The organism is Rhodococcus sp. P3_B8, from assembly GCF_056402775.1.
Genome location: NZ_JBFUGT010000080.1, coordinates 1 through 26,399, shown reverse-complemented (window position 1 = coordinate 26,399; position 26,399 = coordinate 1). Strand labels below are relative to the sequence as shown.

Sequence of the window (26,399 nt, the reverse complement as noted above, 5' to 3'; positions counted from 1 at the left end):
AAGGAGAAGAGCCAGCAAATACCCACACCACAACTCACAACCAAACCCGAAGGGCCAGTTGATCATCCGTGATGCGGAGTACCAAAAACATTTGGCACTGACATTCATCGACACACTGTTGAGTTCTCAAAGAACACGCACACACCATCACYWCTGGCACACTCGCCAGCCGCTCCGGGGCAACTTTTCCAGCTTATCTCATCGGACTGACCGGCGCAAACCGGCACCCGCTGAAGACATTCCGGGGTTGAAGCACAACCATACACGATGGTGAACTTCGGATTGGTCAGGCACTTCGTACAACCTCGTTGCATCACCAGGTGGTGAATGTCGGTGTCCGTGTCGCTCTGACTTGGAATAAGTTACGCGAACCGCACGCGATATTCCAAATCGCCTGGTCGCGGGGATTCGCACGCTGAACTCCGCCGGATCTGCCATTCGTGCCGGCGTGCACCGTCAGACCAGAAGCGTGCACGCTGAGCCGGTTTAGCAGGTCCGAAAGCTCGACGGTGGGACCGTCGCTCCCATTGCCACTCGCTCTTCATCGGGGAGTCCTCATCGAGAAGTACGGCATACCGGCAGTCACCACTCTCGGCGGCACCGAGATCCCCTACAAGGACCGGGGTGCCGGCCGCCCGTAGTCCTGAGCCACGGGTGGCCGCTCAATGCGGACAGCTGGGAAGCGCAGGACCGACCTCGCGGCGCTACTCGAGCACCTCGACCTTCACGACACCACGCTGGTCGGTCTCTCGACCGGCGGTGGTGAGGTGAGTAGATACGCCGGACGGCACGGGACCGGCCGGGTCGCCCAGATCGTGCTCGCCTCGGCGGTGCCGCCGTTCATGCTGCAGACCGCCGACAACCCCGACGGCATCCCGGTCGAAGCCTTCGATTCTTCGGCGCAACCGACCTGACAGTCACCCGTCCCAGGGTGTACGCGACTCGTTCTGGTCGCAGGCAAATCAGGGGGTCACCACAACGCCTACGAAGGCATCGCCGCGTTCTCGGCGACGGACTTCCGAGCTGACCTCGACAAGGTCGACGTCCCCACCCTCGTCATTCACGTGACGACGACCAGACAGTGCCGTTCGATGTCGGCGGCAAGAAAGTCATCCGCGCGGATCGACGGCGCCGTGCTCGCGGTCTACCTACACCTCGTGGCATCCCCTCACCCGAGACAAAAGGATCACAGTCATGAAAGGTCACACCGCAGCACCCGACACCCTCGACCTCGTCCACGGGCTGTGGATGACCCCACACGGCTGGAATGGCGCCTGACTGACCCGGAGTTCGATCTGCTCCACGAACCTGCCGAACGCCGAACGCCGATCGGTGGGCTGCTGACGTGCGGCCTTCGCGTTGCGCACCATCTTCGGAGTCCAGTTCGCCGCACCAATTCTCAGACGGTCCTCAGGAAAGTCACAATTCGGGCCCCTATCGTTTCCCCGGCAAACCAACCGACATGGGAGGACTCGTCATGAACGTTTCACGAGCACGTCTGCAATTCGGTATCGCCGCCGTCGGCGCGATCTCCGCCGCCCTCGTGATCCCGGGCATCGCCTCCGCGGATCCGGCCGACTCCGACTCGTCCCGCCTCGTGAACTCCACGTGCAGCTTCGCGCAGATCGATGCGGCGATGCACGACGTGACTCCGCAGCTCGCCGCGCGCCTCGACCAGGCACCCGAGCGCAAGGCTCAGCTGGCGGACTTCTTCTCGAAGTCCCCGGCCGACCGCCAGGCCGTCCTCGACGCCCACCCGCAGCTGAAGAGCCGACTGGACACCGTGCCTACCGAGGGACCGGCCGTCGAGTGGCGCGCGAAGGCGCTGACGATCGCCGAGACCTGCGGTAACTACTGACGCACGCTAGCCGGGGCGGACGGTGCGCAGGACCGTCTGCCCCGTGTCCAGCCTGCGGATGTTGTCGGTGATGTCGCCGACCCGGCCGACGAACGTGTGGTCGGTGACGCCGGACGAGTGCGGGGTCATCAGGACGTTCCGCAGGTCGCGGAACGGCAGCGCGCTCGGGGCGCCGTGACCGCCGGCGTCGGGGTAGGAGTACCAGACGTCGATCGCCGCGGCCGCGATCCGGTGCGACGCGAGCGCGTCGTACAGCGGTTGTTCCTGGACGAGGGGGCCGCGCCCGACGTTGATCAGGATGCCGTCGGGTCCGAGCGCGTCGAGTTCCGCGCCGCCGATCATGTCGCGGGTGTGATCGTTCAGGGGCGCGGACACCACCACGACGTCGGACTCCGTCAGGAGCCGGAGCAGCGACGTGTTGCCCCCTGCCCAGGCGAGGCCTTCCTCGGCGGCGTCGAGATTTCCCCGCCCGGTCACGGCGCAGCCCTCGGACCCGAACGCGCGCAGCACGTTCCACGACCGCCGGCCGATGTGACCGAAGCCGACGAATCCGACCCGCGCGCCCCGCATCGACCGGGACTGCGCGATCGCGTCGTCATACACCGAGGTGGCCCACACGTCGCCGCGGAGGGCGCGATCGTGCCGGAGGAATCCGCGGCGCAGCATCAGCGCCGCCGACACGATGTACTCGGCGATCGAGTCCTCGTGGTGGAAGGTGTTGGCCACCAGGGTGTCCGCGGGGAGCGCGGCGAACGCCACGTTGTCGGTGCCCGCGCCGGCGACGTGCAGCAGGCGCAACTTCGGCGCAGCGGCCGCCATCGCGGCGGTGAACCGGCCGCCCACATAGACGTCGGCGTCGGCGAGGTCGGCGACGATGGCCGACTCGTCGAACGTCCGATGCCACGACACCGTCGCACCGGACGGCAGCCCCGACTCGAACAGCTCGCGATGCGGCAGCAGGTTCCGGTCGCCGACGACGACCTTCATCAGGCGCGCACCAACGCCGGGCGCTTGCTGTCGAACGTCCAGCCGGGCACCAGGAACTGCATGCCGATCGAGTCGTCGCGCGCGCCGAGCCCCYTCTGCAGGTACAGCTCGTGGGCGGCCTCGACGCGGTCCATGTCGAGTTCGACACCGAGGCCGGGGGTCGACGGCACGGTGAGGTAGCCGTCTTCGATCTCGAACGGGTCCTTCGTGATCCGYTGACCGTCCTGCCAGATCCAGTGCGTATCGATGGCGGTGATGTCGCCCGGAGCCGCGGCCGCGACGTGGGTGAACATCGCGAGCGACACGTCGAAGTGGTTGTTGGAATGCGAACCCCACGTGAGGCCCCACGCGTCGCAGAGCTGGGCGACGCGGACGGATCCGTTCATGGTCCAGAAGTGCGGGTCGGCGAGCGGGATGTCGACGGCGCCGGAGCGGATGGTGTGCCCCATCTCGCGCCAGTCGGTGGCGATCATGTTGGTGGCGGTCGGCAGTCCGGTGGCGCGCTTGAATTCGCTCATCACCTCTCGACCGGAGAAGCTGCCCTCGGGGCCGACCGGGTCCTCGGCATACGCGAGAACGTCTTTCAGCCCGCGGCACGTCTCGATCGCCTCCGACAGCAGCCAACCGCCGTTGGGGTCGAGGGTGATCCGGGCGTCGGGGAATCGCTCGGCCAGCGCCGTCACGGCCGCCGCCTCCTCGCGGGGTGCCAGGACGCCGCCCTTGAGCTTGAAGTCGGCGAAGCCGTATCGCGCCTGAGCCGCCTCGGCCAGTCGCACGACCGCGTCCGGCGTCAGCGCCTCCTCGTGCCGCAGGCGCAGCCAGTCGTCGGACTCCGCCGCACCCGACTGGTACTCGAGGTCGGTCTTGTTGCGGTCGCCGACGAAGAAGAGGTAGCCGAGCGCCTGCACCTTCTCGCGCTGCTGACCCTCGCCGAGCAGGGCCGCGACGGGAACACCGAGGTGCTGCCCGAGAACGTCGAGGAGTGCCGACTCGACGGCGGTGACGGCGTGGATCGCGACACGAAGGTCGAACGTCTGGTTGCCGCGGCCCGCCGCGTCCCGGTCGGCGAACGTGCGTCGCAGATCGGCGAGAACGCCGTTGTACTCGCCGATGCTGCGCCCCGTCACGATCGCGCGGGCGTCTTCGAGGGTACGGCGGATCGGTTCACCGCCGGGCACCTCGCCGACACCGGTGTTGCCGTCGGAATCGGTGAGGATCACCAGGTTCCGGGTGAAGTACGGGGCATGCGCGCCGGACAGGTTCAGGAGCATGCTGTCGTGTCCCGCGATCGGGACCACTCGCATGTCGGTGACGACCGGGGTGGTGCTCGTTGTACTCATCTCCGAAAACCTTCCTTCACAGCGCAGCGCCGCCCGTGAGGCGCCTCACAACCAAAACTCTAAGTGGCCCGATCGATACATGTCCAAGACTTGTTGAGCATCGAACGATGCAGACACTGCATCAGAGAAGCTGCTGTCCGATCAGCATCAACGCACCCACACAGGACACCGTGATCGACGCCCGGCGCAGGCGTGCAGCGTCCAGGTGGCGATTCACGAACCGCGACGCCACGTAGCCGAGCACCGTCGCCGGGATCAGCAGCAGGAACATCACCGCCGACTCGCGATGCACCGACCCCGTCGCGGCGAGAACGGCCACCGACAGCGTGGAGCCCACCAGGAAGAACGCGCTCATGTTGCCGCGCAGCTGCGCCCCCTTCGACCCCTGCATCACCAGTGCCATCGGCGGCCCGCCGATCGACGTGGCCGTGCCGAGCAGACCCGACGCGGCGCCTGCGACGGCGAGGTTCCGGCGTCGCGGCGGCGGTGCCCAGCCCAGCGTCGCGAAGACGACCCCGGCCAGCACCACGGCGGCGAGTAGCAGCGACAGCCCCCGTTCCGGCAGCACCACCAGCAGCAACGCGCCCGCGATCGTGCCCGGCACCCGGCCGGCCAGCGCCCACCCGGTGCCCGACAGATCGAGGGCGTCGCGTTCCCGCCACACCACCATCACCGTGACGACCGTCGCCGTCATGATCAGGGTCCCGGGCAGCAGGCCCGGGTCGACGAGCGCGACGACGGGTGCGGCGAGCATCCCCATCCCGAATCCGATCGAGGCCTGCATGCACGAGGCGAGGAAGACGGCGAACGCGATGATCGCGAACCCTGCCCCGCTCACCCGACCGCGACGGGAACGCCGAGTTCGATCGGACGCCGGGGGTGGTGGCATTCGGCGACGTGGCCGGTCTCGCGCGCGTCGACGGCGGCGGGCGGCACTGTGCTCGCGCAGATGTCGGTCGCGTGGGCGCAGCGGGTGCGGAACCGGCAGCCCGACGGCGGGTTCAGCGGCGACGGCACTTCACCGTCGAGGATGATCCGCTTGCCCCGGGATTCGGCGTCCAGCTTCGGTGCCGCCGACATCAGGGCCTCGGTGTACGGGTGGGCGGGACGGTCGAAGACGGCGTCCGTCGCACCCGTCTCCACGATCCGCCCGAGGTACATCACGGCGACGCGGTCGGCGACGTGCCGGACCACCGACAGGTCGTGCGAGATGAACACGTACGAGATGCCGAGCTGCTTCTGCAGGTCGTTCAGCAGGTTGAGCACCTGCGCCTGCACCGACAGGTCGAGCGCCGACACGGGTTCGTCGCAGATGACGACGCTCGGGTTCAACGCCAGGGCTCGGGCGATCCCGAGTCGCTGACGCTGACCGCCGGAGAACTCCTGCGGGTACCGGTGCTCGTCGCTCGGCMGCAGACCCACCAGGTGCAGCAGTTCCCGCACCCGTGCCGCCCGGTCGCGGCTCGTCTTGTACATCGTCTTGTGGGTGCGCCACGGCTCGGCGATGATGTCGGCCGCCGACATCCGGGAGTTCAGCGACGCGTACGGGTCCTGGAACACCATCTGCACCCGGCGGCGCAGCGCCAGCAGGTCCTTACCCTTCAGCGAGAACGGGTCGACGCCGTCCCACGTCACCGAACCGGAGTCGGGGCGCTCGAGCATCATCAGCGTGCGGGCGAGAGTCGACTTGCCACAACCCGATTCGCCGACGAGCCCGAGCGTTTCGCCGCGGGCGAGGTCGAGGTCGATGCCGTCGAGCGCGCGCAACTGATTCTTGCCCGCCGCGTTGGCAGGCACCTTGAACGTCTTGGTGAGGCCCCGCACCTTCAGAATCGACTCAGACATGCGAGATCTCCTCGGGGAAGTGGCACGCCGAGCGGCGGCCGTGTGTGGCGACGTCGGCGAGCGGTGGGCGGGTGGTGCGGCACAGGTCGCGGGCCAGCGGGCAGCGCGCCTGGTAGACGCAGCCGGACGGAATGGAGTGCAGGTCGGGCGGGGTGCCGCCGATGGATTTCAGGTCCTCGCCGCGGACCGCGTGCACGGGAACCGAATCGAGCAGCCCCTTGGTGTACGGGTGCTGCGGCGACGAGAACACCTCGGCGACCGGGCCCGTCTCGACGACGTTGCCCGCGTACATGATCGCGACGCGGTCGGCCTCCTCGGCGACGAGCGCGAGATCGTGGGTGATCAGGATGACGGCCATGTCGTGCTCGGTGCGCAGATCCCGCAGCAGCGACATGATCTGTGCCTGCACCGTGACGTCGAGTGCCGTCGTCGGTTCGTCGGCGAGCAGGACCGTCGGGCTCAGTGCGACGGCCATCGCGATCAGCAGGCGCTGCCGCATGCCGCCGGAGAACTGGTGCGGGTAGGAGTCGACGCGCGATTCGGGCTCGGGAATCCCTACCCTCTCCATCAGCGAGACCGCTTCCCGTCGCGCCTCTTTCGAGGACAGCCCGCGATGGATGCGGAACGGTTCGGCCAACTGCTTACCGACCGTGTACACCGGGTTGAGCGCGGTCAGCGCGTCCTGGAACACGATGGCGAGTTCGGTGGCGGCGAGGGTGCGGCGGGTCCTGGCCTTCGCCGTCACCAAGTCGACGTCGCCGAGACGGACCGAACCGTCGGTGATGTCGGCGATCGGTTCGAGCAGGCCGACGAGCGCCTGCGCGGTCATCGACTTGCCGCACCCCGACTCACCGAGCAGCGCGAGGGTCTCCCCGCGCCGCGCGGTGAACGACACGTGGTCGACGGCCCGGACCGTGCCCGAGGGGGTGCGCAGGTCGACGGTCAGATCCGCGACCTCGAGGGCGACGCGGTCGGTGTCTGCGACGTCGGGCGATTCGACAGCCGGTGCGGGTGCACTCATGAGACGACCTTTCGGGTGGGGAACAGCCGGGAGCGACGCGACCGCGGGACGGTCAGACGCCAGCGCTGGGCGGGGTCGGTGGCGATCCGCGCCCATGCCGCGAGCACGGTCGCCGACACGGTGGTGATCACGATGGCGAGGCCGGGGAAGAACGACAGCCACCACGCCGTCTGCAGGTACGTCCGGCCCTGGGACACCATCAGGCCCCAGCTGATGTCCGGCGGCTGGATGCCGATGCCCAGGAAGCTCAGCGACGACTCGGCCAGCATCACGTAGCAGAAGTCGAGGGTGGCGACGGTGAGCAGCGTCGGCAGCAGGATGGGGAACACGTGCCTGCGGATGACGGCCCCGCTGCGGGCGCCGAACGTGCGGGCGGCGTCCACGAACAACCGGCTCTGCAGTTCCGCCGACTCCGCGCGGGCGGTGCGGAGGTAGATCGGGATGCGGGTGATGGCCAGGACCAGGACGATGTTCGCGGCGCTGGGCGAGAACACGTAGAGGACGACGACGGCCATCAGCAGCGACGGGAAGCTCATGATGACGTCGGCAACGCGCATCGCCGTCGTCTCCCGCCAGCCGCGGTGGTAGCCCGCCCACATGCCGACGAGGGACCCGATGATGCAGGACAGCGCGACCGCGGGCAGCGCCACCAGGAGGGTGGTGCGGCACGCGACGATCAGCCGGGCCAGCATGCTGCGTCCGAGCGGGTCGGTGCCGAGGATGTTCATCCACCCGTTCGCCACGTGGAACGGTGCGAGGTTGGACTGGTCGAGGTTCTGATCCGTCGCGGCGTCGCCGACGAGCCACGGGCCGAAGACGGCGACGAGGAACACGAACACCAGGATCGCCGCCGCGACCGTGGCCATCCGGTCCCGCAGGAGCAGTCGCCACAACGGCGCCTTGCTCCGGGACGGTTTCGGTGCCGGAACGGTTTCTCCGGCGGGGGCAGCGACGGCAGGCGTCTCGTCGGGGCCCGGGTAGAGGTCGCCGGCGCCGTCCAGGCGGGGTGCGTTGTCTATGGACATCTCGGCGGCCTCCTAGACCTTGGACTTCTCACGGACACGCGCGTCGAGAAGTGCGTAGCCCGCGTCGATCAGGATGTTGAGGACGAAGATGCTGACCGCGGTCAGCAGCACCGCCGCCTGCAGTACTGCGAAATCGCGCTGCAGGATCGCGTCGATCATCAGCTTGCCGATGCCGGGCCATCCGAAGATCGCCTCGACGACGACGGCGCCGTTGACCAGGCCGACGGTGAGGTCGCCGGCCACCGTCAGCGCCGGAGCCGCGGCGTTCCGGAGCGCGTGATGGGTGACGACGCGCAGGTCGCCTGCGCCCTTACTCCGAGCAAGACGTACGTATGGTGCGGACAGCGCCGACACCATCGCGCCGCGGACCACCTGGGTGAGCACGCCGAGGGGCCGGATGAGCAGAGTCGCGATCGGCAGGATCCACGACAGCGCGCTTCCGGTACCCGACGTGGGCAGCACCCCCAGCACCACCGCGAAGATCCACACGCCGGTGATGGCGAACCAGAAATCGGGGATGCTGGCCGCGGTCATCGACAGCAGGCTCGAGATCCGGTCGGCGAGCGAATTCGGCCGGTACGCCGCCCAGCAGCCGATCACGATGGCGCCGATGATCGCGAGCAGCATCGTGAAGAACGCCAGCTGCAGCGTGGCCGGGAACGCCCGCAACGCCATGGTCGCGGCGGATTCACCGGTGCGCAGCGATTCGCCGAAGTCGAGGTGGGCAACCCCGGACAGGTAGTCGACCATCTGGCTCAGGACCGGCTTGTCGAGGCCGTTCTCGGCCGCGAACTCGGCGCGCTGATCCGGTGTCGCGGAGACCGGGAGGTAGAGGTTGGTCGGGTCGCCGGTGAGGCGGGCGAGCAGGAACACACCGAAGAGGACGACGAGGAGGGGTACGAGGCTGGTGTAGACGCGTCGGCGCAGGAAGGCGAACATGACTCACCGCCTTCGGATCGGGTTCGGTTGGGACATCTCAGTTCCTCCGGGGGGCTGGGAAGAGGGGTTAGCCGTTCGCGGATGTGTCCGCGTGGGTCATCTCGCTCAGGCGCATCTCGTCGCCGGTCGCGGAGTTGGGCGCGTACTGCACCGTCGGGGACTTGGCGAGCACCGCGTTCATGTGGGCGATGTACGCGAACTGCCGGATCTCCTTCGGCTCGTTGGCCAGTACCGAGGCGAACGCGTCCTGCCGGGCGTCGCCGACGAGTTGCTCGGCGGCGTCGATCTGCGCGTCGTATCCGGGCGAGCCGAAGTAGCTCTGGTATCCGTCGCTGCGCATGTACTGGTCGACGGTGAACTGCGCGTCACCCGCCTGGTTGCCGTGCTGGATCATCAGCAGAATCGGTCCGGTGCCCTGCGGGAACGGCCGGATCTGGTACTGCATCTGCCCGGCCGTGTCCATCATCTCGATCTTCACGTTCAGGCCGGCCTTGCTCAGCGAGTTCTGGATGACCTCGATGGTCTCGTTGATCTTCGGGAACTGGCCCGTGCGCCCGATCAGGCGGATCTGGTTGTCGACGGGAACGCCGTCGGCCTTCGCCTCCGCCACCAGTTGCGCGGCGCGATCGGAGTCGTACGGGGTCGGCTGCAGGTCGGGGTCGAACCCGACGATGCTGCTGCCGACGAGTTGCCCGGCCGGCTCGCCGAGACCCTGGAACAGTGCCTTGACGATCCCCGCCCGGTTGACGGAGAGGTCGATGGCCTCGCGGACGCGGTAATCGTCGAGCGGCGGTTCGGTGGCCATCATGCGCAGCGCCGTCGTCTCGTTGTTGGGGTAGGCGACACCGAGGTCGCCCGCGCCGTCCTCCGGACCGAGGTACGTGGCGAGTTCGGCCTCGTCGTTGGTGACCATCGCGGCCCGGACGCTGCCCTCGGTCCGCCACTGGTAGATCGCCCGCGTGTACTCGGGCGCCGGGCCCCAGTACGTGTCGTTGCGGACCAGCGCGAGCCGCTGGCCGTGATCCCAGTAGTCGATCTTGTAGGGGCCGGTGCCGATCGGATCGCGCACCTTGTCCTGGGCGTCGGTGGTGGAGGGCACCATCTCCACGAACGAGATCCGCAGCGGAAGGATCGGGTCGGCGACGGGAGTCTGCACCGTCACGGTCGACGGGTCGATCGCGTTCACCTCGAGTTCGTCGTCGCCGAAGACGTACCCGTCGACGTCGCAGCCGATGGTGGAGTTGACGGTGCGATCGATCGAGAAGGCCGCGTCCTCGGCATCGAAGACGCTGCCGTCGCTGAACGTGACGCCCGGACGGATCCGGAACGTCCAGACCGTGTCCGACGTCTGCTCCCACGAGTCGGCGAGCTTCGGTTCGAGATCGCCGGTATCGGCGTTGCGTTCCACCAGCGGCTCGGTGATATTGGAGCGGACGACGACTCCGGTAGAGGTGAGTGACGCGTCGCAGGGTTCGAGCGTGGGCGGCTCCTGGGGGAGCACGATCCGCAACGTGTCGGGGCTGGCGGCGTCGCTGTGGCTCGAATTGGCCACCGAGCAACCTGTGACCAGAGCCGGCACCGTCAGTGCGGCGGTGGCCACGACGACGGCGCGGTAACGGGTTCCCTGCTGCAGCGAACGTGCAGGGCTCATGGTGTCCTCCGTAGGGATGTGTCGCGTACTCGACGCGAGTGAAGAGGGCCCGCCTGTGACGGTAGACACACGCTATGAGCGGCCCGGAGGAGCGTCAACAGGGGGAAACGGCCCGAAACAGCTCGTGAGGGTCGTCACACGCACAATTGATGGAGACTGCGATCACGCCGGCAGGCCCCTGACCGGCACATACAGGGGGTTTCGGCATCTGCGCACGTCAACGCGCCGCCAACCAATGCCGTTTGAGTATCGATCCATGTTATTTACGTGTTGGACAGGTATTCCGGGCGCCGCTTAACGTACGGGTAACCGGTGACGCGGAGAGTCGCGTCACCACTCGTCAGGAGGCACGATGGTGACCGCTGAGTCGTCCGTGAAAGAAGCTGCTGTACAGACTGTTTCGGGAGGACGCGTCCTGAAGGTCGGGCCGCTGAAGCCGTCCCTCACCGCGACGCTCGCCGAGAAGTACGACGCACTCGACCTCCCGCTGGACGACGACCGCACCAGCTTCCTCGCCGAACACGGCGAGTCCGTCACCGCGGTCGTGACGTCCGGCCGCACCGGAGTCGACGCCGCGCTGATGACGGACCTGCCGAACCTCGGCGCCATCGTGCACTTCGGAGTCGGTTACGACACAACCGATGTCGTGCTCGCCGAGGAGCTCGGAATCGGCGTGAGCAACACCCCCGACGTCCTCACCGACTGCGTCGCCGACACCGCCGTCGGATTGCTGATCGACACGCTCCGCGGCTTCTCCGCCGCCGACCGCTTCGTGCGCGACGGCCGCTGGCCCGCCGAGGGCAACTTCCCCCTCACCCGGAAGGTGAGCGGCACGCGGGTCGGCATCGTCGGGCTGGGACGCATCGGCTCCGCCATCGCCACCCGCCTCACCGGCTTCGGTTGCACGATCTCCTACCACAATCGGCGCGAGGTTCCCGGCTCCCCGTTCTCGTACGTCGGCTCGGCCGCCGCACTCGCCGCCGGGGTGGATGTGCTGATCGTCGCCGCAGCGGGCGGAAAGGGTACCGAAAAGCTCGTGGACCGACAGGTTCTCGAAGCCCTCGGACCCGACGGCTACCTGATCAACGTGGCACGCGGAAGCGTCGTCGACGAAGACGCGCTCGTCGAACTGCTCACCGAACGCAAACTCGCCGGTGCCGGACTGGACGTGTTCGCCAGGGAACCGCACGTTCCCGAAGCGCTCCTCGCGCTCGACACCGTCGTTCTCCTCCCCCACGTCGCGAGCGGCACGACCGAGACCCGGGCCGCGATGGAGGCTCTCACCCTGCAGAACCTCGACGAATACCTCGCCCAGGGCACCCTGACCACCCCCGTACTCGAGCCGAGGTCACGATGAGCGTCATTCTCAGCTACGTCCCGACAGTCGAAGGTCGTGGCGCCCTGGCCTTCGGATTCGCCGAAGCCCGCATGCGCGCAACCGATCTCGTGGTGATCGCGGACGGCGACAGCGCCTCGAATCCCGGCTTCGGGGCCGAACTGCACTCCGCGAGGGAGGAAGCGGACGCAGCCGGCGTCGACTACCGCATCGCGCGGAACGAACCCGACCGCTCCCACGCCGACAACCTCATCGACGCGTCCTACGACTCCGCCGCCGAACTCCTCGTCCTCGGCATGCGGCGACGCTCCCCCGTCGGCAAACTCCTCATAGGCAGCGTTGCCCAGCGTGTGCTCCTCGAAGCGCAGTGCCCCGTCGCCGGAGTCAAGCCGCCCGTCGCAGCAGAGGTCTGAGCGGCACGGACGAGGTTGATTCCCCGGCCCATCCATAACGCTCACGGCGCCGAATACCAGCCGTGGGACAGCCATGATCGATGGGCCTCAGCGCGCTGACGGCGCGGAACTGGGCGGTCGCCTCCTGACCTTGGTCGGCGACCGCGACTTCCAGGCGCTCGCACCCGAGATCTCCCAGATCGCGTGCGACCACGGCAGCGACCGGTCGGCGTTCACGGCGGTCGTGGCGTGGATCGTCACGACCATCGCCGACCTCATCGCGGATCCGGCCTCGAGCGTCACCGACGCCGTCGACAGCTTCATCAGCGTCGTACCCGTCGTGCACGACACCGCCGAGCTGAACGAGGAATTGCCCGCGCCCGCCGAGTGGCTGTTCACCGCCGTCGTGAGACACCTGCAGAGCGGGCATCGGGAGGGATCCGATCCCCCGCCGCCCGTGCCTGCCGACACCGCACTCATTCGCATGCAGGCCCTCGTCGAAGCCTTGCTGTGGCTCGACGCCCTGCTCGAATGCGACCACAGCCTGTAGGCGAGCACAATTCCCTGACTCGGGGACGGTGCCCTCACAGTGACGGCCGTCTCTAGTCGGAATAGCCCGGCCCGTAGGCCCGTTCCCCCAGTGGATCCCGATCCTGCGCGGCGGCACCGAGAACGGCGCTGCCGAACACGCCTACGGAAAGACCGATATCTGTGAATCTCTTCTCCCCCTTGACACTCGGCGAACTGGAACTGCCCAATCGGGTCGTGATGGCACCCCTGACCCGCGTCCGCTCCGGGCGTGACGGTGTGCCCGGACCGCTGGTGGTCGAGCACTACCGTCAGCGGGCCTCTCTCGGTCTGATCGTCGGCGAAGGCACGTACCCCAGCCACGCCGGCCAGGGCTTCCCCGGCCAGCCCGGGCTGGTGACACCCGAACAGGTTGCGGGCTGGAAGAACGTCGCCGACGCCGTGCATGAGGCGGGTGGACGGATCGTCGCCCAGGTCATGCACGCCGGCCGCGTCACGCACGAGGGAACCACCGGCGGTCACGAGGTGGTGGGCCCGAGCGCCGTCGCCATCGACGGTGAGACCCGCACCTATGAGGGGAAGGCTCCGTACCCGGTGCCCCGCGCGCTGCGTACCGAGGAACTCCCCGCCGTCATCGAGGATTTCGTCCAGGCGTCGCGGAACGCGGTGGCAGCCGGGATGGACGGCGTCGAAATCCACGCCGCCAACGGCTACCTGCTGCACGAATTCCTCTCCCCGGCATCCAACCTGCGTGAGGACGCGTACGGCGGCTCCCCCGCGAACCGGGCACGCTTCGTCGTCGAGGTGGTCGAGGCCGTCGCAGACGCCATCGGCGCCGGGCGGGTGGGTATCCGCATCTCACCCGAACACAACATCCAGGACGCCCTGGAACTGGACGCCGACGACGTTCGGGCCACCTACGGCGCGCTGGTCGACGCCATTGCTCCGTTGAAGCCCGCCTACCTGAGCATTCTGCACAAGGACCCGTCCGGGCCCCTTGCCCAGGACCTGCGGACGCGCTTCGGCGGCCCGGTGCTGATCAACAGTGGTTTCGGGGCGGTCACCACCCGCGACGAAGCGCTGGCCATCCTCGACGACGGCCACGCCGATGCCGTCGTCGTCGGGCGTCCCGCGATCGCCAACCCGGATCTCGTGCGGCGCTGGCAGGAAGACCTGCCGCTCAACACGCCGGACCCCGAGACCTTCTACTCGGAGGGCGCGAGGGGCTACACCGACTACCCGGTGTTGCAGCACTGAGCCCACCCGCGTGCCGACACGTTGTGGCCCATGACGCCAGGTCATGGGCCACAGCGCTATCCGACGGACGCCCCCGTGTCGCGTATCCGGGCCCGGCACCGTACGGTTAGTCGTAGTTGAGTACACAGCTACCGAGTTCACGGACCGCCCGGCGCGTCCGTGCTCCAATCGGGCGTACCAACTGTGCACGCTGTGCCAGGACGCCCACCTCGAAGGTGGCCGACAGTGAGAGCACCATTCCGCACGACGCTCTCGCAGCCGAAGCTCCCGACGAACAGCTTGACTTCTATCTTCTCGTGACCTGTCGGAGGAACTGCATTTTCGGACCACTGAACTCCGGGCCTGCTCTGCCGCGGCGACGCTCACAGAAGTTGAAAGGTGATCGTTCATGCCACTCACCGTGGAGCACACCACTCGTTACGCCGATGCCCTCATGACGCTGGCCCTGGCCGCCCACCGCCCGGCCACCGTCGTCAACACCGGCAGCGGATACGCCGTCCGGGTCGATTTCGAGCGCGGCATTTACCTGCTCGCCACCAACGCACCGGGGGATCTCAGTTCCGATCCGGACGCGCAGAACCCGTGGGTGGTGACTTTCTTTCAGAAGCAGCCGGCCGCCGAGGACACCCGGCTCGTGACGGTGACCGGGGAATGGCTCGTCGACGCGTTCGACCAGGCCCTCGCCATGATGCCGATTTCGGGGATCGCCGACGACCCGGACGCACAACCCGCCGAGCTGCGCCTCGCCGGCACGGAGGTCCACGACCTCGCTCACTGACACCGTGTGACGGGGCTCCATCCGCCCGTCACCGCCCGCCAGCAGACCGTCTACCCCCACCGGGTAGGCGGTCTGCGAGTCTTCCCAGCCGCTCGACCGCGGGCAGCGCCTGCGCGATCTTCTCCGCGTCGCGGGCAATGATCTCGGCGCTCTGGTCGATGCCCTTCGCGCTCACGGCGAGCCCCTCCGCGGTCTCCGCGATCTGCTTGGCGGCGTCCAGCAGTTCGGACAGGTCGTCGAGTGCGGGCCCCAGACGGTCGATCAGCACCCCGATCTGGCGTATGCGGAGCATCACCGTCGTGACGGCGCGTTCCCACTCGCGGATCTCGCTCGAGACGTTCTGCAGGATGTTGATGGGAGGCTCCTTGTCGGTGCTCGGCGGCCGGGCCTGGCGACGCGCACCCAACCTATCTGTTACTCACAGTTCCCCATACTCGGCCTAGCCGTTCAGATCGTGGCCGGTGGCCGCGCGCGCGTAGGAGTGGAGGCTGGCGATCACCTCGGCGCGGCGCAGCGCATCGATCTGGTGGTTTTGGTCCTGGTCGGCGCTGGAGATTCGCGGGTTACCGGGATGGGGGTCATCTTTCTATGAGCACACTGGCGCGGACCGGCTGGCGATGATTTCGGCGGCGATGGAGATGGCGGTCTCGGCTGGCCCCCGGTTGCCGATGTCGAGGCCGATCGGGCTGGATAGCGTGGCAAGACTTTCTGGGCGGAGGCCGGCCGCGGCCAGGTCCCGCCGTCGGTTGGTGTCGGCGGTGAGTGACCCCATGGCCCCGACGTAGGCGAGGGGCTGTGTCCATTTGGCCTCGTCGAGGCATTCGAGGAGGACGGGAATGTCGATCTTGGGGTCGTGGGTGAGAACGACAATGACTGTGCGGGAATCGAATCGGCCTTTGTTGCGCTCACTTGTGATCCAGTCCGACGGCCACTCGCACACGACCTCTTCGACATCGGGAAATCGCTGCGGTGTCGTGAACACGGGGCGGGCATCGCAGATGGTGACCCGGTAGCCCATTCGGGTACCGACTAGCCCGGTCTCCATTGCGAAGTCGGTCGAACCCACGATCACCATCCGGGGCCGGGACGGGAAGCGGCGTATCAGCGTTCCGGAGGAGGTCAGGCCGGTGGGGGCGTCGAGTTCGTTTGCGATGCGGTGGGTACCTGCTTCCGGTCCGGTGAGGATCGTCTCGAGGATGACGGTTTCGTCGCGCAGCGTCCGTTCCATGAGGTCGGCGAGTTGCGGCATGGTCTCGCGGTCTACTCGTTCCACGAGCACGATCAGTGATCCGCCGCAGGTCAGTCCGGGTTCGAGGATGTCGCCGGTGGGGCCGTAGTGCTCGATTCGGGGGTGCCCGGTGGCGAGGACGTCGAGGGCGGTTTCGTAGAGGGCGCCTTCGACGCAGCCGCCCGAGATGCTGCCGACCACGGTTCCGTCCTGGTGGACTGCGAGCATCGCGCCGGGGTCTCGTGGGGATGACCCGTGGGTGGCTATGACGGTGGCGACCGCGATAGCGCGGTGTGCTTCCCATTCAGTGTGGATGTCGCGAAGGACGGTGTTCACGAGTGCCTCGCAATTCTGTTCGCGTCACGGTTCCGGCGACCGGGGCTGGGGAGCCGTCGCGGTGGTGGCGAGGATCGTACAATAGTTTTGCGCAAAGATAAGTCCTGAAATTGTCGGTGAGTCGGTCGCCGGTAGGCGAGACTGATTCGCGGCACCGTGCCCGTATCGAATCTGGAGTGTGAAGTGGCCGAATCGGATCGGGCGGATGGGGTCGGTGAGATCATCCGGCAGTGGGCTCGGACGCGTCCCGAGCTGGACGTGTCGGCTTTGGAGATTTTCGGACGGCTGCATCGGAGTTTTCTGCTGTACCGGGCTCAGATCAATGAGCTGTTCGAACGGTTCGGGACGAACGAGGCGGGGTTCGACGTTCTCGCCTGCCTTCGGCGTGCGGAACCAACGTTCCGGCGCACTGCCGGGGAGCTGGCGAAACAGACCTTGGTGACAACGGGTGGCCTGACAATGCGGGTGAACCGGCTCGAGGAGGCCGGCCTGGTGCTACGTGAGCGCGATGACATCGACTCCCGCGTGGTGTATGTGACGCTCACCGGGGCGGGCCGCAAACTTGTCGACGCTGTTTCGGATGCACACTTCGCGGAACTGGCCCGGATGCAGGGGGGACTCGGGGGTGGTCAGCGCGAGCAGCTCGCCGATCTTCTGTCCGTTCTGGAGGGGTCTTTACAGGCTGCTGCATCGGAGAACACCGCAAAGTCGGCCGGTGCAGCGCCTGCGTAGGGGGTCGAAACCACATGAGCGCTCCGGGGTGTGCTCGCCGAAGATCTGCCGTGATCCCCCGTGCGTTCCCGACGTTATTGCAACCCTGAGCGGTGAAGGCGCTTCAGGGGCTAACCAGGACTGTGACCTGCAACTCTTCGGGGAGGGGTGTGCTCCAGGTGCCGCAATCCTCGAAATGACCGGGCCGGACAACTTTGGCCGCGCTATTGACCTCGGGGAGCCAGGAACGTAGAACTATCTTATAGCAAAGATACTTTGCGCTGAGTCTTCTTGGACCGTCATCCGTTGTCCTTTCGAATGGAACGAGGCACATGAACAAGAGCGGCCTTGCCACGGTGGCTGCGGAGGGCGGCGGCACAGTGACTGCCCTACCCTTGCGCGGCGATGCGACCCCCGAGCAGAATCCAGCTGACGGCAGGAACGCCTCGCGCGGCACCTTGGACACCGTGCTGTGCCACACCGACCCGGCCGACTCCTGCGACTGTGTTGGTGACGAAGATCCGATCGTCGTTCGCGAGCATCTTCAGGGCCGGAATCGGCGTAGGTTCGTCTACACCGGATTCTGTTCGGTAGCCGTCCGCGCCGCACTCGACGTCGTCTCCGCGGCCGTGGAACGGCGCGCCCTACAAGGGGTGAATCACCACATGCATACCGGCTATGGCATACCGCGCCGCACACTCGTGCGGGGAGCCCGCTGATGCGCATCCAGGCCCTCGGCGCCGGGTTGGTGGCGCAGACCCAATTCGCGATGGCCCCTTTCCGGCTCCATCGCCCCACCACCATCGAGGACGCCCTCGCGATCGTGTCCGAACATCCGGATGCCGTCATCGCCGCGGGCTGCTCGGATCTGGTCGCCCAGATCCGTGAGGGGTGCGCCCCAAACACGTTGGTGTCGCTGCAGAAGGTCGATGCGCTCCGCGCCATCAGTCACGAGGCCGGCGTACTTCATATCGGCCCGATGGTGACCCACCACATGGGTGCGACGGACGAGACCGTCGGCACCGCGATCCCGGACCTCGCGGCGGCATGGGCGTCGATCGCCACGGTTCGGATCCGCTACACCGCGACCGTCGGCGGAAACCTGATGGCGCGGCGGTACCGCTACGAGATGCCGCTGCTTCTCGGGGCGCTCGGCGCGGACCTGGTCTTCGACGCCGGCGCGCTCTCCCGCCCGGTCGCGTCGTTGTGGGCGGACAGCGGAACCGATCAGCGAGGTCTGTTGACCGACATCACCGTACGAACGGACGACCTCGTCTGGTTCGGATATGAGCGTTCGATGCGTCCGACGGCGACAGTGGCCCTCGCGGTGCGCCGCAACCCCGACGGCACCCTGCAGGTGCGCGCGCAATCGGGCTCCGAATACCGCCACGGATTCGCTCTGACGGCCGACACCGGCGCCCGCGAACTCGATCCGCTCGAGGTGAGCGCGCAGCTTGCCCAGCAGCTACCGGACGATTGTGCCGATTACACCGGCTCGGCGGAGTACCGCCGGCACCTGGTGCGTGTGCTGACGCGCCGCCTGCTCACCGCGGCGTGTGCGCAGCTGAAGGGAACGACAACGAGATGACCGAGTACCCCGATCACGAGACCGACCGATCCGCTGCCCCCGACGGTGAACTCGACACCTGCATCGAGTTCGCCCTGAACGGCGTCAAGCAGACCGTGCGCGTCGCCGCCAACGCCATCCTGCTCGACGTCCTGCGCAACAACCACGGCTGCAACGGCGTTCGCGGTTCCTGCGAGCGCGGGGTCTGTGGAGCGTGCACCGTGCTCGTGGACGATCTGCCCGTCGCCTCCTGTTCGACCTTCGCGTTCAGCATCGACGGCGCCTCGGTCGAGACAGTGGAAGGGTTGGCCGCGCCCGACGGCGCGCTGTCCCCGCAGCAACGTGCATTCTCCGAGTGCGGGGGTTTCCAGTGCGGCTTCTGCACGTCCGGGATGTTGATGCTCACCACCGGGCTGCTGCGTCAGGACCCACAACCCGATCGCGGCACCATCCGCGAATGGATCAGTTCCAACACCTGTCGCTGTACCGGATACGAGATGATCCTCGAATCGGTCGAGCGCGCTGCCGAACTGACCGGTGAGACGAACGGGGAATCCGCGTGACGACGACAGCCGAGTCCTTCACTCACGACGTCCACCCCGACGCCGCGAGCACCGGATACACCGTGTATTCGCTGCCGACCGCCTCTCCGGACAAGCGGGTCACCGGGCGCGATCTGCCGCGCGCGGACGCCGCGGTCAAGGTGACCGGCAAAGCGGTCTACAACACCGACATCGTGCGACCGGGCATGTTGCACGCGAAGGTGCTGCGTAGTCCGCACGCGCACGCTCGTATCGTGTCCATCGACGCGAGCGCCGCCGAGGCACTGAACGGCGTCACCGCGGTACTGACGCGCAACGAAACCGACGGCCTGGCGTGTTACGGCACCATGGTCAAGGACCAGCCGGTCGTCGCGACCGACACCGTCCGCTATGTCGGCGACATCGTCGCCGCCGTCGCTGCGGTAGATGAGCGCACGGCCCTGGCTGCACTGGACCTCATTCAGGTCGAATACGAGATCCTGCCGGCGGTATTCGACGTCGACGAGGCCCTCGATCCGTCGTCGCCGACAATCCATCCGCTCGAGCCGCGCGGCGGGTTGCCCCCGTACCGGAACGGCGCGTCGGCGTCGCTGCGCAGCGACCACAATGTCAGCTACGAATTCCGTTACAGCACTGGATCACCGGACGTGTGGGAGGAGTGCGACCACATCTTCGAGGACACCTTCCTTTTCTCCCGGATGAACCACATGCATCTCGAACCGTTCGTCACGGTCGCGGAGGCAACCGACGAACAGATCGAGGTCTGGACGGCGACGCAGAGCCCGTTCAACCTCCGCCAGGAACTCGGGCACGTATTCAACCTCCCCGAAAACCGGATCCGGGTGCACGTCGCCCTGCTCGGCGGCGCGTTCGGCGCGAAGAACGGCCCGAAGGCCGACCCGGTCGCCATCCGCCTGTCCCAGCTCAGCGGCGGCCGGCCGGTGCGGTTCTGCATGAGCACGGAAGAGGGCTTCCTCACCGTGTCGCAGCACGCGGCGAAGCTGATCGTCAAGGCCGGCGTCAAGGCGGACGGCACCTTTGTCGCCCGCAAATCGACGGTGCTCCTCGACAGCGGGGCCTACGCCGAACACAGTCCGGCGGTGGCGGAGAAGGCCGGCTACCGGATGCCGGGCGCGTACCGCTGGCAGCACATCGACACCGTCTGCAAGGCGGTTACCACGAACACTGTGCCCGCCGGCGCCATGCGCGGCTTCGGGGCCACCCAGACCACGTGGGCCGGCGAACGTCAGATCGACCTCATCGCGCAGCGACTCGGCATCGATCCCTACGCACTGCGGCTGAAAAACCTCAAAAAGCTCGGCGAAGAATTCGTCCCCGGGGATGCGGGGATCGACTCCGACCTCGCCGAAGGAATGCGTCTGGTCGCGGACGCTATCGGCTACCACTCCAGGGATCGCAGCGGAAACCGCGGCATGGGGGTATGCGTCGGGCTCAAGGACAGTGGCGGCGGCAACAAGCCCGCGATGGCGCGGGTCAAGGTGACCGCCAACGGCGACGTCTTCCTCAATTGCGCGCTCACCGAAATGGGCCAGGGCGGGCACTCCGCGATGTCCCAGATCGTCGCCGACGTCCTGCGCACCAGCCGCGACCGCGTCGTGTACACGCGCATCGACACCGACCACACCCCCTTCGATCAGGGCACCAACGCCTCGTCCGGCGTGGTGGTGATGGGACAGGCCGTCCGGAACGCGGCGGAGAACCTGCGTAGACAAGTGCTCGAGTGGGCCGGTGAACAGTTCGCCATCGACCCGGCCACCTCAGTGCTCGACGACTGGACGGTGCGCACCCCCACAGGCGAGGTATATCCGCTTTTCGAGCGGATCATGGAGTTCTTCGGCCACACCGGGTTCGAGTTCTCGGCCGACGGCTATTACAAGGTGCGCAATGATGCCGATGCGCCATTGGCCGCCCGGTGTGTCTTCTACGAGATCGGGTGGGCGGCAGCCGAGGTCGAAGTCGACCCGGAGACCGGTAGGGTTACGGTCCTTCAGCTCGCGGTCAGTGGAGACGCGGGCAAGGTGATCAACAAGATCGGCTGCCGCGGTCAGGATGAAGGCGCCGCCATACTTGGACTCGCGCAGGCCCTGTTCGAGGAAATGCGCTACGAGAACGGTGAACTTCTCAACGCCGAGGCCCTGCTGTACCGCGTCCCACTCGCGGAGGACCTCCCCGAGCGGTTCGTCTCGATCACCCAGGAGCAGGGACACGGCGCCGGCCCCTTCGGCGCCAAAGGCATGGGGGAGGGCGGCATGCTCCCCATCGCCCCGGCAATTGCCCAGGCCATCGCCGACGCGGTCGGTGCCCAGCTTACCGAGTTGCCGATGACACCAGAACGCGTCTTTCGTGCACTCTCAACCGGCGGCGTACCCGGTCTCCCGCCGTTGTCGCACGCCTGAATTCAACCGGACCTCAGACCACCGGTCGTCGGCACAGACGCCGACGACCGGAACGTCGACAGGAGCAGGACCCGACGGCGGCATCCTCACGCGCAACGTCGCTGTTCCTGCGTCGCAGCGACACTTCGGCGCCGCACCCACACCCCCGCCCGCCGCCAACACCGGAACAAGTACACCGTGCCACGGCTCGTACCGGGCCGGCACATCCCGCCACGTCGTACCCGCCCGAATCCGCCACCGGATCCCGTCGATGAGCTGCCGTTTCGTGCACTTCGGCGAACGGCCCGCCCTCCTACCCAGAGGCAGCAGCGGCACCAACCGCGCCCATTGCACGTCGGTAACGTCCGCCCGCCCCGGCACCGCGACGCTGGGCGGCACCGACACACCCACTTGATCGAAAACTCACAGCCGAACCACCTTTGAAACACGACCTAAACCTCGGGGTACAGCCAAGGCCGATCGTCGCGGCCCTCGACATAGGTCCCGACGGGCGGACCGTCGAACAGCCCCAGCAGCAACTCACGCGCCGCCCGAGTGGCACCGGCGAGCTCAATCCGGGGTGAAAAACAGGTCCACCCCGATGACGAACCACGCCGCCGGCGCGGCGATCGGCGCAACGCCAGCACAAACGGAACGGCGAATTGGCGGGCAGCACGCCACGGAACCGTCACCAACCCGAACACCACAACCAACACCGCCGGCGCCGCCCAACTCAACTTCCGGAAGCGGATCGATGACCGGTCACCCCCAAGAGATCCGGGTGTCGGCTGGTTACGGGTTGTTCGGTTCCCGCTAGAAGATGGCCCGTGGGATCAATCCGGTGGTTCGTCCATCCTGATCAAGGACGTGTCCTGCCCTCTTGAATGTGTGGAGGCTGATGAACCGGTCCGAAATGGTGATGGACGGAAGTTCTCGCGTGAGTGCAGCCGCGAATGGCGCGATCTCGCTGATCGTCTGAAACCACATCGTGGCGACGATTGTCGAGGTTCCGGTAGTGGCGTTTGCAATTCGGCATTTTGGAATCCGGCTCAATAGGTTGCCGACCGTGTTCAACTCGCTCGGTGCGGTCGTGATCATGAAAGTCGTCTCGACGACTGGTCCGACAAGTGTGTTCGCTCCCTCGCAGCGCAGGGCCACGTGGCCCCCGTCGATCAGCCTTTCGACGCGGCGTCGCGCGGTCGGTCCGGTCACATCGCATTGCTCGCCGAGTGTGGTCCATGCTTGACGCCCATCTTTCGCCAGAGCTCCGAGCAGAGAACGATCGAGATCGTCCAGGAATGGAATCGTTTTCCTGCGTGTGGGCGCTGCCTGGGGCAATTGGAGAAGATTGGCCTGTTCCAGGTCTAACGCCTGGACGCGCCACCGCGCGCCTTCTGTGTAGTTGGTGAGCACGACCGTCGTTGCCACCGACCTGATTCCTTCGATCACCTCGATGCGGTCGGTGAGCAGACGGGTGAGGTCGGCAATGCTGGAGACGAACACGATCACATGGAAGTCCGACGTCCCGGATGTGCTCGATACCGTGTCGACTGCTGGTTCGGCAATCAGGGCTTCTGCAACGTCATGCTTGCTCTGGGGTCTGCAGGTGATCGCAAGCCATGCGGCACATCCGAATTGCAGGAAGGTCGGGCCCGGAGCCACCGCGATCCATGCCGAGCCGCTCTCGGACAACAGCTTCCATCTTCGGGCGAGTGTCTTCGGCGAGTACTGAAGTGCCTCCGCCAAGTCCGCCCAGTCAGCGCGGGGGTTGAGCTGCAGCGCGCCGATAATTGCAAGGTCCAGTTCTGCTGCAGCCTGAGAGGTCATATTGGACATTATGGCCGTAACAATTATGGAAATCGGCCAAAACCGAGTTCTCGTGAGGTGCGCCACTCAGAGTGGTTGAGCGCGAGTTGCGCAACCGGGACTCCCGGCCCACGAAGTCGAGGTCGATGCATGTGGACACAATCAGTCAGGGGTGAGGAAGGTGCCGTCCAACGGGCGGGTAGACAGCGGGCGGGCGTCGTGGCGCACGTAGTCGGGGCTGGCACCGGTCCCGTGCTCCTGCTGCGCGGAATCGGTGGTAGCGCCGACAGTTTCGCACCACAATTCGGTGAGCTCAACAGTTCCCTGAGGCTGCTCGCGTGGGACGCCCCGGGATCCGGGCGCAGCGGGGATCCCGGACGTCGGTTCGACCTGGACGACTACGCTGACGCCGCGGCCGAGGTGATCAGGGACCGCTGCGGCCAGGTAGGCCAGGTAGGCCAGATGCGTCCTGGTGGTCCACCCATCTCGGGAGCGCCGCAACGCGTGGTCGGCGGGCTCGATCTCGACCTCGCCGGGCGGCACGGACTGCGCCTCGGGAGCCCAGCGCACGCCCGCCGCATGCTGGTGAGCCTGCGCGATGGTCGAATCCACGCTGACGTCCCACACGATCGCACCCCGCGCGGCTCGGGTGAGTGCCGGCAACCCCGCCAGGATCCGCATCTCTGCGGACATTTCTGTTCGTGGTGTGCCAGCTTGCCGCTGACCATGTTTCGCACATTAATCCGACGTGGATTTCTCTTGCTTTCCGCCCACGAGTGGAAATCGTTAACTGTGCACACGGTCTATTTCTTCGTGCCGGCCACGCGTGGCTGATTCCACCGAGGTGCGTAGCGGCGTTTCGGGCCGGGGAATCCATTTTCCGCTCTATTTCATTCGTCACTCAGTGTCTGAATCTTGCGGTCTCGCGGTTAGGCATAACAGCAGGTTGAGGGCTCAAACTTTAAGAAATGAGAGCTTGCGCACAACTAGCCTCAGCATTAAGATATTGACCACTTAAGTAATTTGGTGGTTTCGATCTGTGCACGTTATTCAGAAACAGAGGCGCCCTAAAACGCTCTGATTCGCCACGGGTTCACGCGCCGCGTGACCCATGTTCGTCAAATAGCCGGGAGGCACAATATGGGTGGTGCAATCGCACGACCAGCGGGCGCAGGCTCGCCGAAGAAGGTCGCACTGGCGAGCCTGATCGGCACAACCATCGAGTGGTACGACTTCTTCATCTACAGCACCGCAGCCGTGCTCGTGTTCAACCATCACTTCTTCCCCAGCTTCGACCCGGCCATCGGAACCCTGCTGGCCTTCTCGACCTTCGCCGCCGGCTTCGTCGCCCGTCCGATCGGAGCCATCGTCTTCGGTCACTTCGGGGACAGGGTTGGCCGAAAATCGATGATGGTCGTCACCATCTTGATCATGGGCGTCGCCACCGTACTGATCGGCCTGTTGCCGACATATGCCACCATCGGCGCCTTCGCTCCGGTGCTGCTGGTGCTGCTGCGACTGACGCAAGGCTTCGCGCTCGGCGGCGAATGGGGTGGCGCTGCGCTCATGGCGACGGAGCATTCCCCCGATAGCCGACGTGGTTTCTTCGGCAGCTGGCCGCAGGCGGGGGTGGCGGTCGGACTGATCCTGGCGATGACCGTGTACCTACCCCTCGATGCAATGGCCGATGATCACTTCATGGCCTGGGGGTGGCGTGTTCCGTTCCTCCTCAGTGCGGTACTGGTGATCACCGGACTGATCATCCGGGTACAGGTCGCCGAGAGTCCGGAGTTCGACCGGGTCAAGGATGTGCACGCCGTCGTGCGCCTGCCGATCATCGAAGTTCTTCGCACACATCCGAAGCAGGTGCTCCTGGTCGCCGGCGCCAGCCTCTCGCCGGGCATCTTCTTCTACCTCCTGACCGTGTACAACTTCGTCTATACGCAAGAGGCAGGCGGCCTGAGCCAAAGTTCCATGCTGATTCTGGTGATCGTCACCTCCGCGGTCGGATTCGTGGTCACCCCGATCGCAGGTGCGCTCTCCGACAGATTCGGCCGGCAACGGCTCTTCCTGCTCGGCCTTGCCCTCATCGGTTCTCTCGCCTTCCCCCTCTACTGGGCGCTCGACTCGGGCTCGTACGGCTTCATCGCTGTCTGCTACGTCGCCGCGACCATCGCCGTATACATCCCGTGGGCGCTGCAGCCGGCATACTTCTCCGAGGCGTTCGACGCACGAGTCCGCTACAGCGGGCTGTCGCTGGCCACCACCCTCGGCAACCTCTTGGGCAGCGCCATCGCGCCGCTCATCGCCGGAACACTACTCAGCGCAACCCATGCGTCCATCTCCATTTCCCTGTATGTCTTCGTCACCGCAGCACTGTCGTTCGTCTGCGTACTGGTGCTCGGACGGACGAACCGGAAAAAAGATACGCAAGCCGACAGCGGAATCGGCACCGATAACGTGAGCGGGCTCCGCACTCCCACCTACTCGGAGTGATGCCCCTCATGGACGTCGCCTCTCGGGCACGGAAGCACTCACAATGACAGCGAACTCTGATCGGTCCCACAACTCCTGAAAGAACAACCTCTCGGAGAAGGGGTGCTCACCGTCCTGTGCTCTAGGGGTTCAGGCTCCGCCCGCCGCGGCACAGAATTCGCCCCCATCTAGTAACAGATAACACACTGACGGAAGGAAACCCTATGAGCAGCAATGAATCACGATACGAAACATTCACCCTGGAACGCGCAACACCAACCATCGGGGCGTTCATCCACGGCCTGGATCTTCGTGACGAGATCACACCGCAGTGCCAGACCGAACTGCGCACAGCCTTCCTGGAACACGAAGTCCTGTTTC

Annotated in this window: 26 protein-coding genes; 13 read left to right on the top strand and 13 right to left on the bottom strand. The window is 66.5% G+C overall.

All coding sequences use genetic code 11. From position 1 onward, the window contains the following. Window positions 1-665: 665 nt before the first annotated feature. Both AC1D1G_RS23020 and AC1D1G_RS23015 read left to right on the top strand, forming a co-directional pair. Window positions 666-914, top strand: coding sequence for an alpha/beta fold hydrolase (locus AC1D1G_RS23020; RefSeq protein ID WP_005569242.1), 249 nt, complete (start codon window positions 666-668; stop codon window positions 912-914). A 563-nt stretch (window positions 915-1,477) separates the two neighbouring features. Further along, entirely contained in the window at window positions 1,478-1,858 is a 381-nt protein-coding gene (locus AC1D1G_RS23015) for a hemophore-related protein (RefSeq protein ID WP_061040762.1), read from the top strand. A gap of 6 nt (window positions 1,859-1,864) precedes the next feature. Here the strand turns inward: AC1D1G_RS23015 and AC1D1G_RS23010 are convergent, their stop codons facing one another. The 8 genes from AC1D1G_RS23010 to AC1D1G_RS22975 form a co-directional block, all read right to left on the bottom strand. Further along, entirely contained in the window at window positions 1,865-2,845 is a 981-nt protein-coding gene (locus tag AC1D1G_RS23010) for a 2-hydroxyacid dehydrogenase (RefSeq protein ID WP_477953802.1), read from the bottom strand. Then, window positions 2,845-4,185, bottom strand: a complete 1,341-nt coding sequence (gene gudD, locus AC1D1G_RS23005) for a glucarate dehydratase (protein ID WP_477953801.1) — start codon at window positions 4,183-4,185, stop codon at window positions 2,845-2,847. Before gudD ends, AC1D1G_RS23010 begins: the two co-directional genes overlap by 1 nt. Window positions 4,186-4,306: 121 nt before the next feature. Then, window positions 4,307-5,023, bottom strand: coding sequence for a sulfite exporter TauE/SafE family protein (locus tag AC1D1G_RS23000; RefSeq protein WP_169695018.1), 717 nt, complete (start codon window positions 5,021-5,023; stop codon window positions 4,307-4,309). Next, window positions 5,020-6,030, bottom strand: a complete 1,011-nt coding sequence (locus AC1D1G_RS22995; RefSeq protein ID WP_477953800.1) for an ABC transporter ATP-binding protein — start codon at window positions 6,028-6,030, stop codon at window positions 5,020-5,022. Before AC1D1G_RS22995 ends, AC1D1G_RS23000 begins: the two co-directional genes overlap by 4 nt. After that, a complete protein-coding gene (locus tag AC1D1G_RS22990) occupies window positions 6,023-7,051 on the bottom strand; it encodes an ABC transporter ATP-binding protein (RefSeq protein WP_283336503.1) in 1,029 nt (342 codons plus the stop codon). The genes AC1D1G_RS22995 and AC1D1G_RS22990 overlap by 8 nt, the downstream gene beginning before the upstream one ends. Then, window positions 7,048-8,076: an ABC transporter permease gene (locus AC1D1G_RS22985; RefSeq protein ID WP_477953797.1), complete on the bottom strand. Its 1,029-nt coding sequence runs from the start codon at window positions 8,074-8,076 to the stop codon at window positions 7,048-7,050. The genes AC1D1G_RS22990 and AC1D1G_RS22985 overlap by 4 nt, the downstream gene beginning before the upstream one ends. Before the next feature lie 12 nt (window positions 8,077-8,088). Next, entirely contained in the window at window positions 8,089-9,015 is a 927-nt protein-coding gene (locus AC1D1G_RS22980) for an ABC transporter permease (RefSeq protein ID WP_005256530.1), read from the bottom strand. 67 nt (window positions 9,016-9,082) lie between these two features. Then, complete coding sequence (locus AC1D1G_RS22975; RefSeq protein WP_280784788.1) at window positions 9,083-10,666, bottom strand: ABC transporter substrate-binding protein; 1,584 nt, start codon at window positions 10,664-10,666, stop codon at window positions 9,083-9,085. Between the two features lie 352 nt (window positions 10,667-11,018). On the opposite strand from AC1D1G_RS22975, the gene AC1D1G_RS22970 reads away from it, so the two are divergent. The 5 genes from AC1D1G_RS22970 (at window position 11,019) to AC1D1G_RS22950 (ending at window position 14,957) form a co-directional block, all read left to right on the top strand. Continuing rightward, window positions 11,019-12,023 (top strand): 2-hydroxyacid dehydrogenase, encoded by a 1,005-nt coding sequence (locus AC1D1G_RS22970; RefSeq protein WP_418340470.1) that lies wholly within the window; start codon window positions 11,019-11,021, stop codon window positions 12,021-12,023. Beyond that, the gene (locus AC1D1G_RS22965) at window positions 12,020-12,415 is read left to right on the top strand and encodes a universal stress protein (RefSeq protein ID WP_477953795.1); all 396 of its coding nucleotides are present in this window, start codon (window positions 12,020-12,022) and stop codon (window positions 12,413-12,415) included. Before AC1D1G_RS22970 ends, AC1D1G_RS22965 begins: the two co-directional genes overlap by 4 nt. A 73-nt stretch (window positions 12,416-12,488) precedes the next feature. Then, a complete protein-coding gene (locus AC1D1G_RS22960) occupies window positions 12,489-12,944 on the top strand; it encodes a hypothetical protein (RefSeq protein ID WP_280784790.1) in 456 nt (151 codons plus the stop codon). Between the two features lie 161 nt (window positions 12,945-13,105). After that, window positions 13,106-14,179: an alkene reductase gene (locus AC1D1G_RS22955; protein WP_280784791.1), complete on the top strand. Its 1,074-nt coding sequence runs from the start codon at window positions 13,106-13,108 to the stop codon at window positions 14,177-14,179. Between the two features lie 388 nt (window positions 14,180-14,567). Continuing rightward, window positions 14,568-14,957, top strand: a complete 390-nt coding sequence (locus AC1D1G_RS22950) for a hypothetical protein (RefSeq protein WP_280784792.1) — start codon at window positions 14,568-14,570, stop codon at window positions 14,955-14,957. 28 nt (window positions 14,958-14,985) lie between these two features. Here AC1D1G_RS22950 and AC1D1G_RS22945 read toward each other — a convergent pair whose 3' ends face one another. Beyond that, window positions 14,986-15,363, bottom strand: a complete 378-nt coding sequence (locus tag AC1D1G_RS22945) for a hypothetical protein (RefSeq protein ID WP_317571545.1) — start codon at window positions 15,361-15,363, stop codon at window positions 14,986-14,988. Window positions 15,364-15,543: 180 nt separating this feature from the next. Beyond that, entirely contained in the window at window positions 15,544-16,521 is a 978-nt protein-coding gene (locus AC1D1G_RS22940; protein ID WP_283336496.1) for an XdhC family protein, read from the bottom strand. Between the two features lie 183 nt (window positions 16,522-16,704). On the opposite strand from AC1D1G_RS22940, the gene AC1D1G_RS22935 reads away from it, so the two are divergent. From AC1D1G_RS22935 to AC1D1G_RS22915, 5 genes are all read left to right on the top strand, one after another. After that, window positions 16,705-17,253 carry a MarR family winged helix-turn-helix transcriptional regulator gene (locus tag AC1D1G_RS22935; RefSeq protein WP_283336495.1) on the top strand — a complete coding sequence of 183 codons (549 nt, stop codon included), beginning with the start codon at window positions 16,705-16,707 and terminating at the stop codon, window positions 17,251-17,253. A 311-nt stretch (window positions 17,254-17,564) separates the two neighbouring features. Then, window positions 17,565-17,951, top strand: a complete 387-nt coding sequence (locus AC1D1G_RS22930; RefSeq protein WP_283336494.1) for a hypothetical protein — start codon at window positions 17,565-17,567, stop codon at window positions 17,949-17,951. After that, the gene (locus tag AC1D1G_RS22925) at window positions 17,951-18,820 is read left to right on the top strand and encodes an FAD binding domain-containing protein (protein ID WP_009477007.1); all 870 of its coding nucleotides are present in this window, start codon (window positions 17,951-17,953) and stop codon (window positions 18,818-18,820) included. The genes AC1D1G_RS22930 and AC1D1G_RS22925 overlap by 1 nt, the downstream gene beginning before the upstream one ends. Further along, window positions 18,817-19,362: a (2Fe-2S)-binding protein gene (locus tag AC1D1G_RS22920; RefSeq protein WP_280784797.1), complete on the top strand. Its 546-nt coding sequence runs from the start codon at window positions 18,817-18,819 to the stop codon at window positions 19,360-19,362. Before AC1D1G_RS22925 ends, AC1D1G_RS22920 begins: the two co-directional genes overlap by 4 nt. Next, window positions 19,359-21,758, top strand: a complete 2,400-nt coding sequence (locus tag AC1D1G_RS22915) for a xanthine dehydrogenase family protein molybdopterin-binding subunit (protein WP_009477005.1) — start codon at window positions 19,359-19,361, stop codon at window positions 21,756-21,758. The genes AC1D1G_RS22920 and AC1D1G_RS22915 overlap by 4 nt, the downstream gene beginning before the upstream one ends. On the opposite strand, the gene AC1D1G_RS22910 is transcribed toward AC1D1G_RS22915, so the two are convergent. From AC1D1G_RS22910 to AC1D1G_RS22900, 3 genes are all read right to left on the bottom strand, one after another. Then, window positions 21,714-22,073 carry a transposase gene (locus AC1D1G_RS22910; RefSeq protein ID WP_477953805.1) on the bottom strand — a complete coding sequence of 120 codons (360 nt, stop codon included), beginning with the start codon at window positions 22,071-22,073 and terminating at the stop codon, window positions 21,714-21,716. The genes AC1D1G_RS22915 and AC1D1G_RS22910 overlap by 45 nt on opposite strands. A gap of 477 nt (window positions 22,074-22,550) precedes the next feature. Then, entirely contained in the window at window positions 22,551-23,573 is a 1,023-nt protein-coding gene (locus AC1D1G_RS22905; RefSeq protein WP_477953794.1) for an Lrp/AsnC family transcriptional regulator, read from the bottom strand. A 132-nt stretch (window positions 23,574-23,705) separates the two neighbouring features. Beyond that, window positions 23,706-24,236: a transposase gene (locus AC1D1G_RS22900; RefSeq protein WP_283354556.1), complete on the bottom strand. Its 531-nt coding sequence runs from the start codon at window positions 24,234-24,236 to the stop codon at window positions 23,706-23,708. 447 nt (window positions 24,237-24,683) lie between these two features. Between AC1D1G_RS22900 and AC1D1G_RS22895 the strand changes: the two genes are divergently transcribed. Continuing rightward, window positions 24,684-26,039, top strand: coding sequence for an MFS transporter (locus AC1D1G_RS22895; protein WP_283336489.1), 1,356 nt, complete (start codon window positions 24,684-24,686; stop codon window positions 26,037-26,039). The last annotated feature ends 360 nt before the right edge of the window (window positions 26,040-26,399 follow it).

Excerpts from the sequence above, each read along its gene's own strand:
- AC1D1G_RS23020 (WP_005569242.1), top strand. The coding sequence starts at position 666 with ATGCGGACAGCTGGGAAGCGCAGGACCGACCTCGCGGCGCTACTCGAG.
- AC1D1G_RS23015 (WP_061040762.1), top strand. The coding sequence starts at position 1,478 with ATGAACGTTTCACGAGCACGTCTGCAATTCGGTATCGCCGCCGTCGGC.
- AC1D1G_RS23010 (WP_477953802.1), bottom strand. The coding sequence starts at position 2,845 with ATGAAGGTCGTCGTCGGCGACCGGAACCTGCTGCCGCATCGCGAGCTG.
- AC1D1G_RS22990 (WP_283336503.1), bottom strand. The coding sequence starts at position 7,051 with ATGAGTGCACCCGCACCGGCTGTCGAATCGCCCGACGTCGCAGACACC.
- AC1D1G_RS22985 (WP_477953797.1), bottom strand. The coding sequence starts at position 8,076 with ATGTCCATAGACAACGCACCCCGCCTGGACGGCGCCGGCGACCTCTAC.
- AC1D1G_RS22980 (WP_005256530.1), bottom strand. The coding sequence starts at position 9,015 with ATGTTCGCCTTCCTGCGCCGACGCGTCTACACCAGCCTCGTACCCCTC.
- AC1D1G_RS22975 (WP_280784788.1), bottom strand. The coding sequence starts at position 10,666 with ATGAGCCCTGCACGTTCGCTGCAGCAGGGAACCCGTTACCGCGCCGTC.
- AC1D1G_RS22970 (WP_418340470.1), top strand. The coding sequence starts at position 11,019 with ATGGTGACCGCTGAGTCGTCCGTGAAAGAAGCTGCTGTACAGACTGTT.
- AC1D1G_RS22965 (WP_477953795.1), top strand. The coding sequence starts at position 12,020 with ATGAGCGTCATTCTCAGCTACGTCCCGACAGTCGAAGGTCGTGGCGCC.
- AC1D1G_RS22960 (WP_280784790.1), top strand. The coding sequence starts at position 12,489 with ATGATCGATGGGCCTCAGCGCGCTGACGGCGCGGAACTGGGCGGTCGC.
- AC1D1G_RS22950 (WP_280784792.1), top strand. The coding sequence starts at position 14,568 with ATGCCACTCACCGTGGAGCACACCACTCGTTACGCCGATGCCCTCATG.
- AC1D1G_RS22930 (WP_283336494.1), top strand. The coding sequence starts at position 17,565 with ATGAACAAGAGCGGCCTTGCCACGGTGGCTGCGGAGGGCGGCGGCACA.
- AC1D1G_RS22925 (WP_009477007.1), top strand. The coding sequence starts at position 17,951 with ATGCGCATCCAGGCCCTCGGCGCCGGGTTGGTGGCGCAGACCCAATTC.
- AC1D1G_RS22920 (WP_280784797.1), top strand. The coding sequence starts at position 18,817 with ATGACCGAGTACCCCGATCACGAGACCGACCGATCCGCTGCCCCCGAC.
- AC1D1G_RS22905 (WP_477953794.1), bottom strand. The coding sequence starts at position 23,573 with ATGTCCAATATGACCTCTCAGGCTGCAGCAGAACTGGACCTTGCAATT.
- AC1D1G_RS22900 (WP_283354556.1), bottom strand. The coding sequence starts at position 24,236 with ATGTCCGCAGAGATGCGGATCCTGGCGGGGTTGCCGGCACTCACCCGA.
- AC1D1G_RS22895 (WP_283336489.1), top strand. The coding sequence starts at position 24,684 with ATGGGTGGTGCAATCGCACGACCAGCGGGCGCAGGCTCGCCGAAGAAG.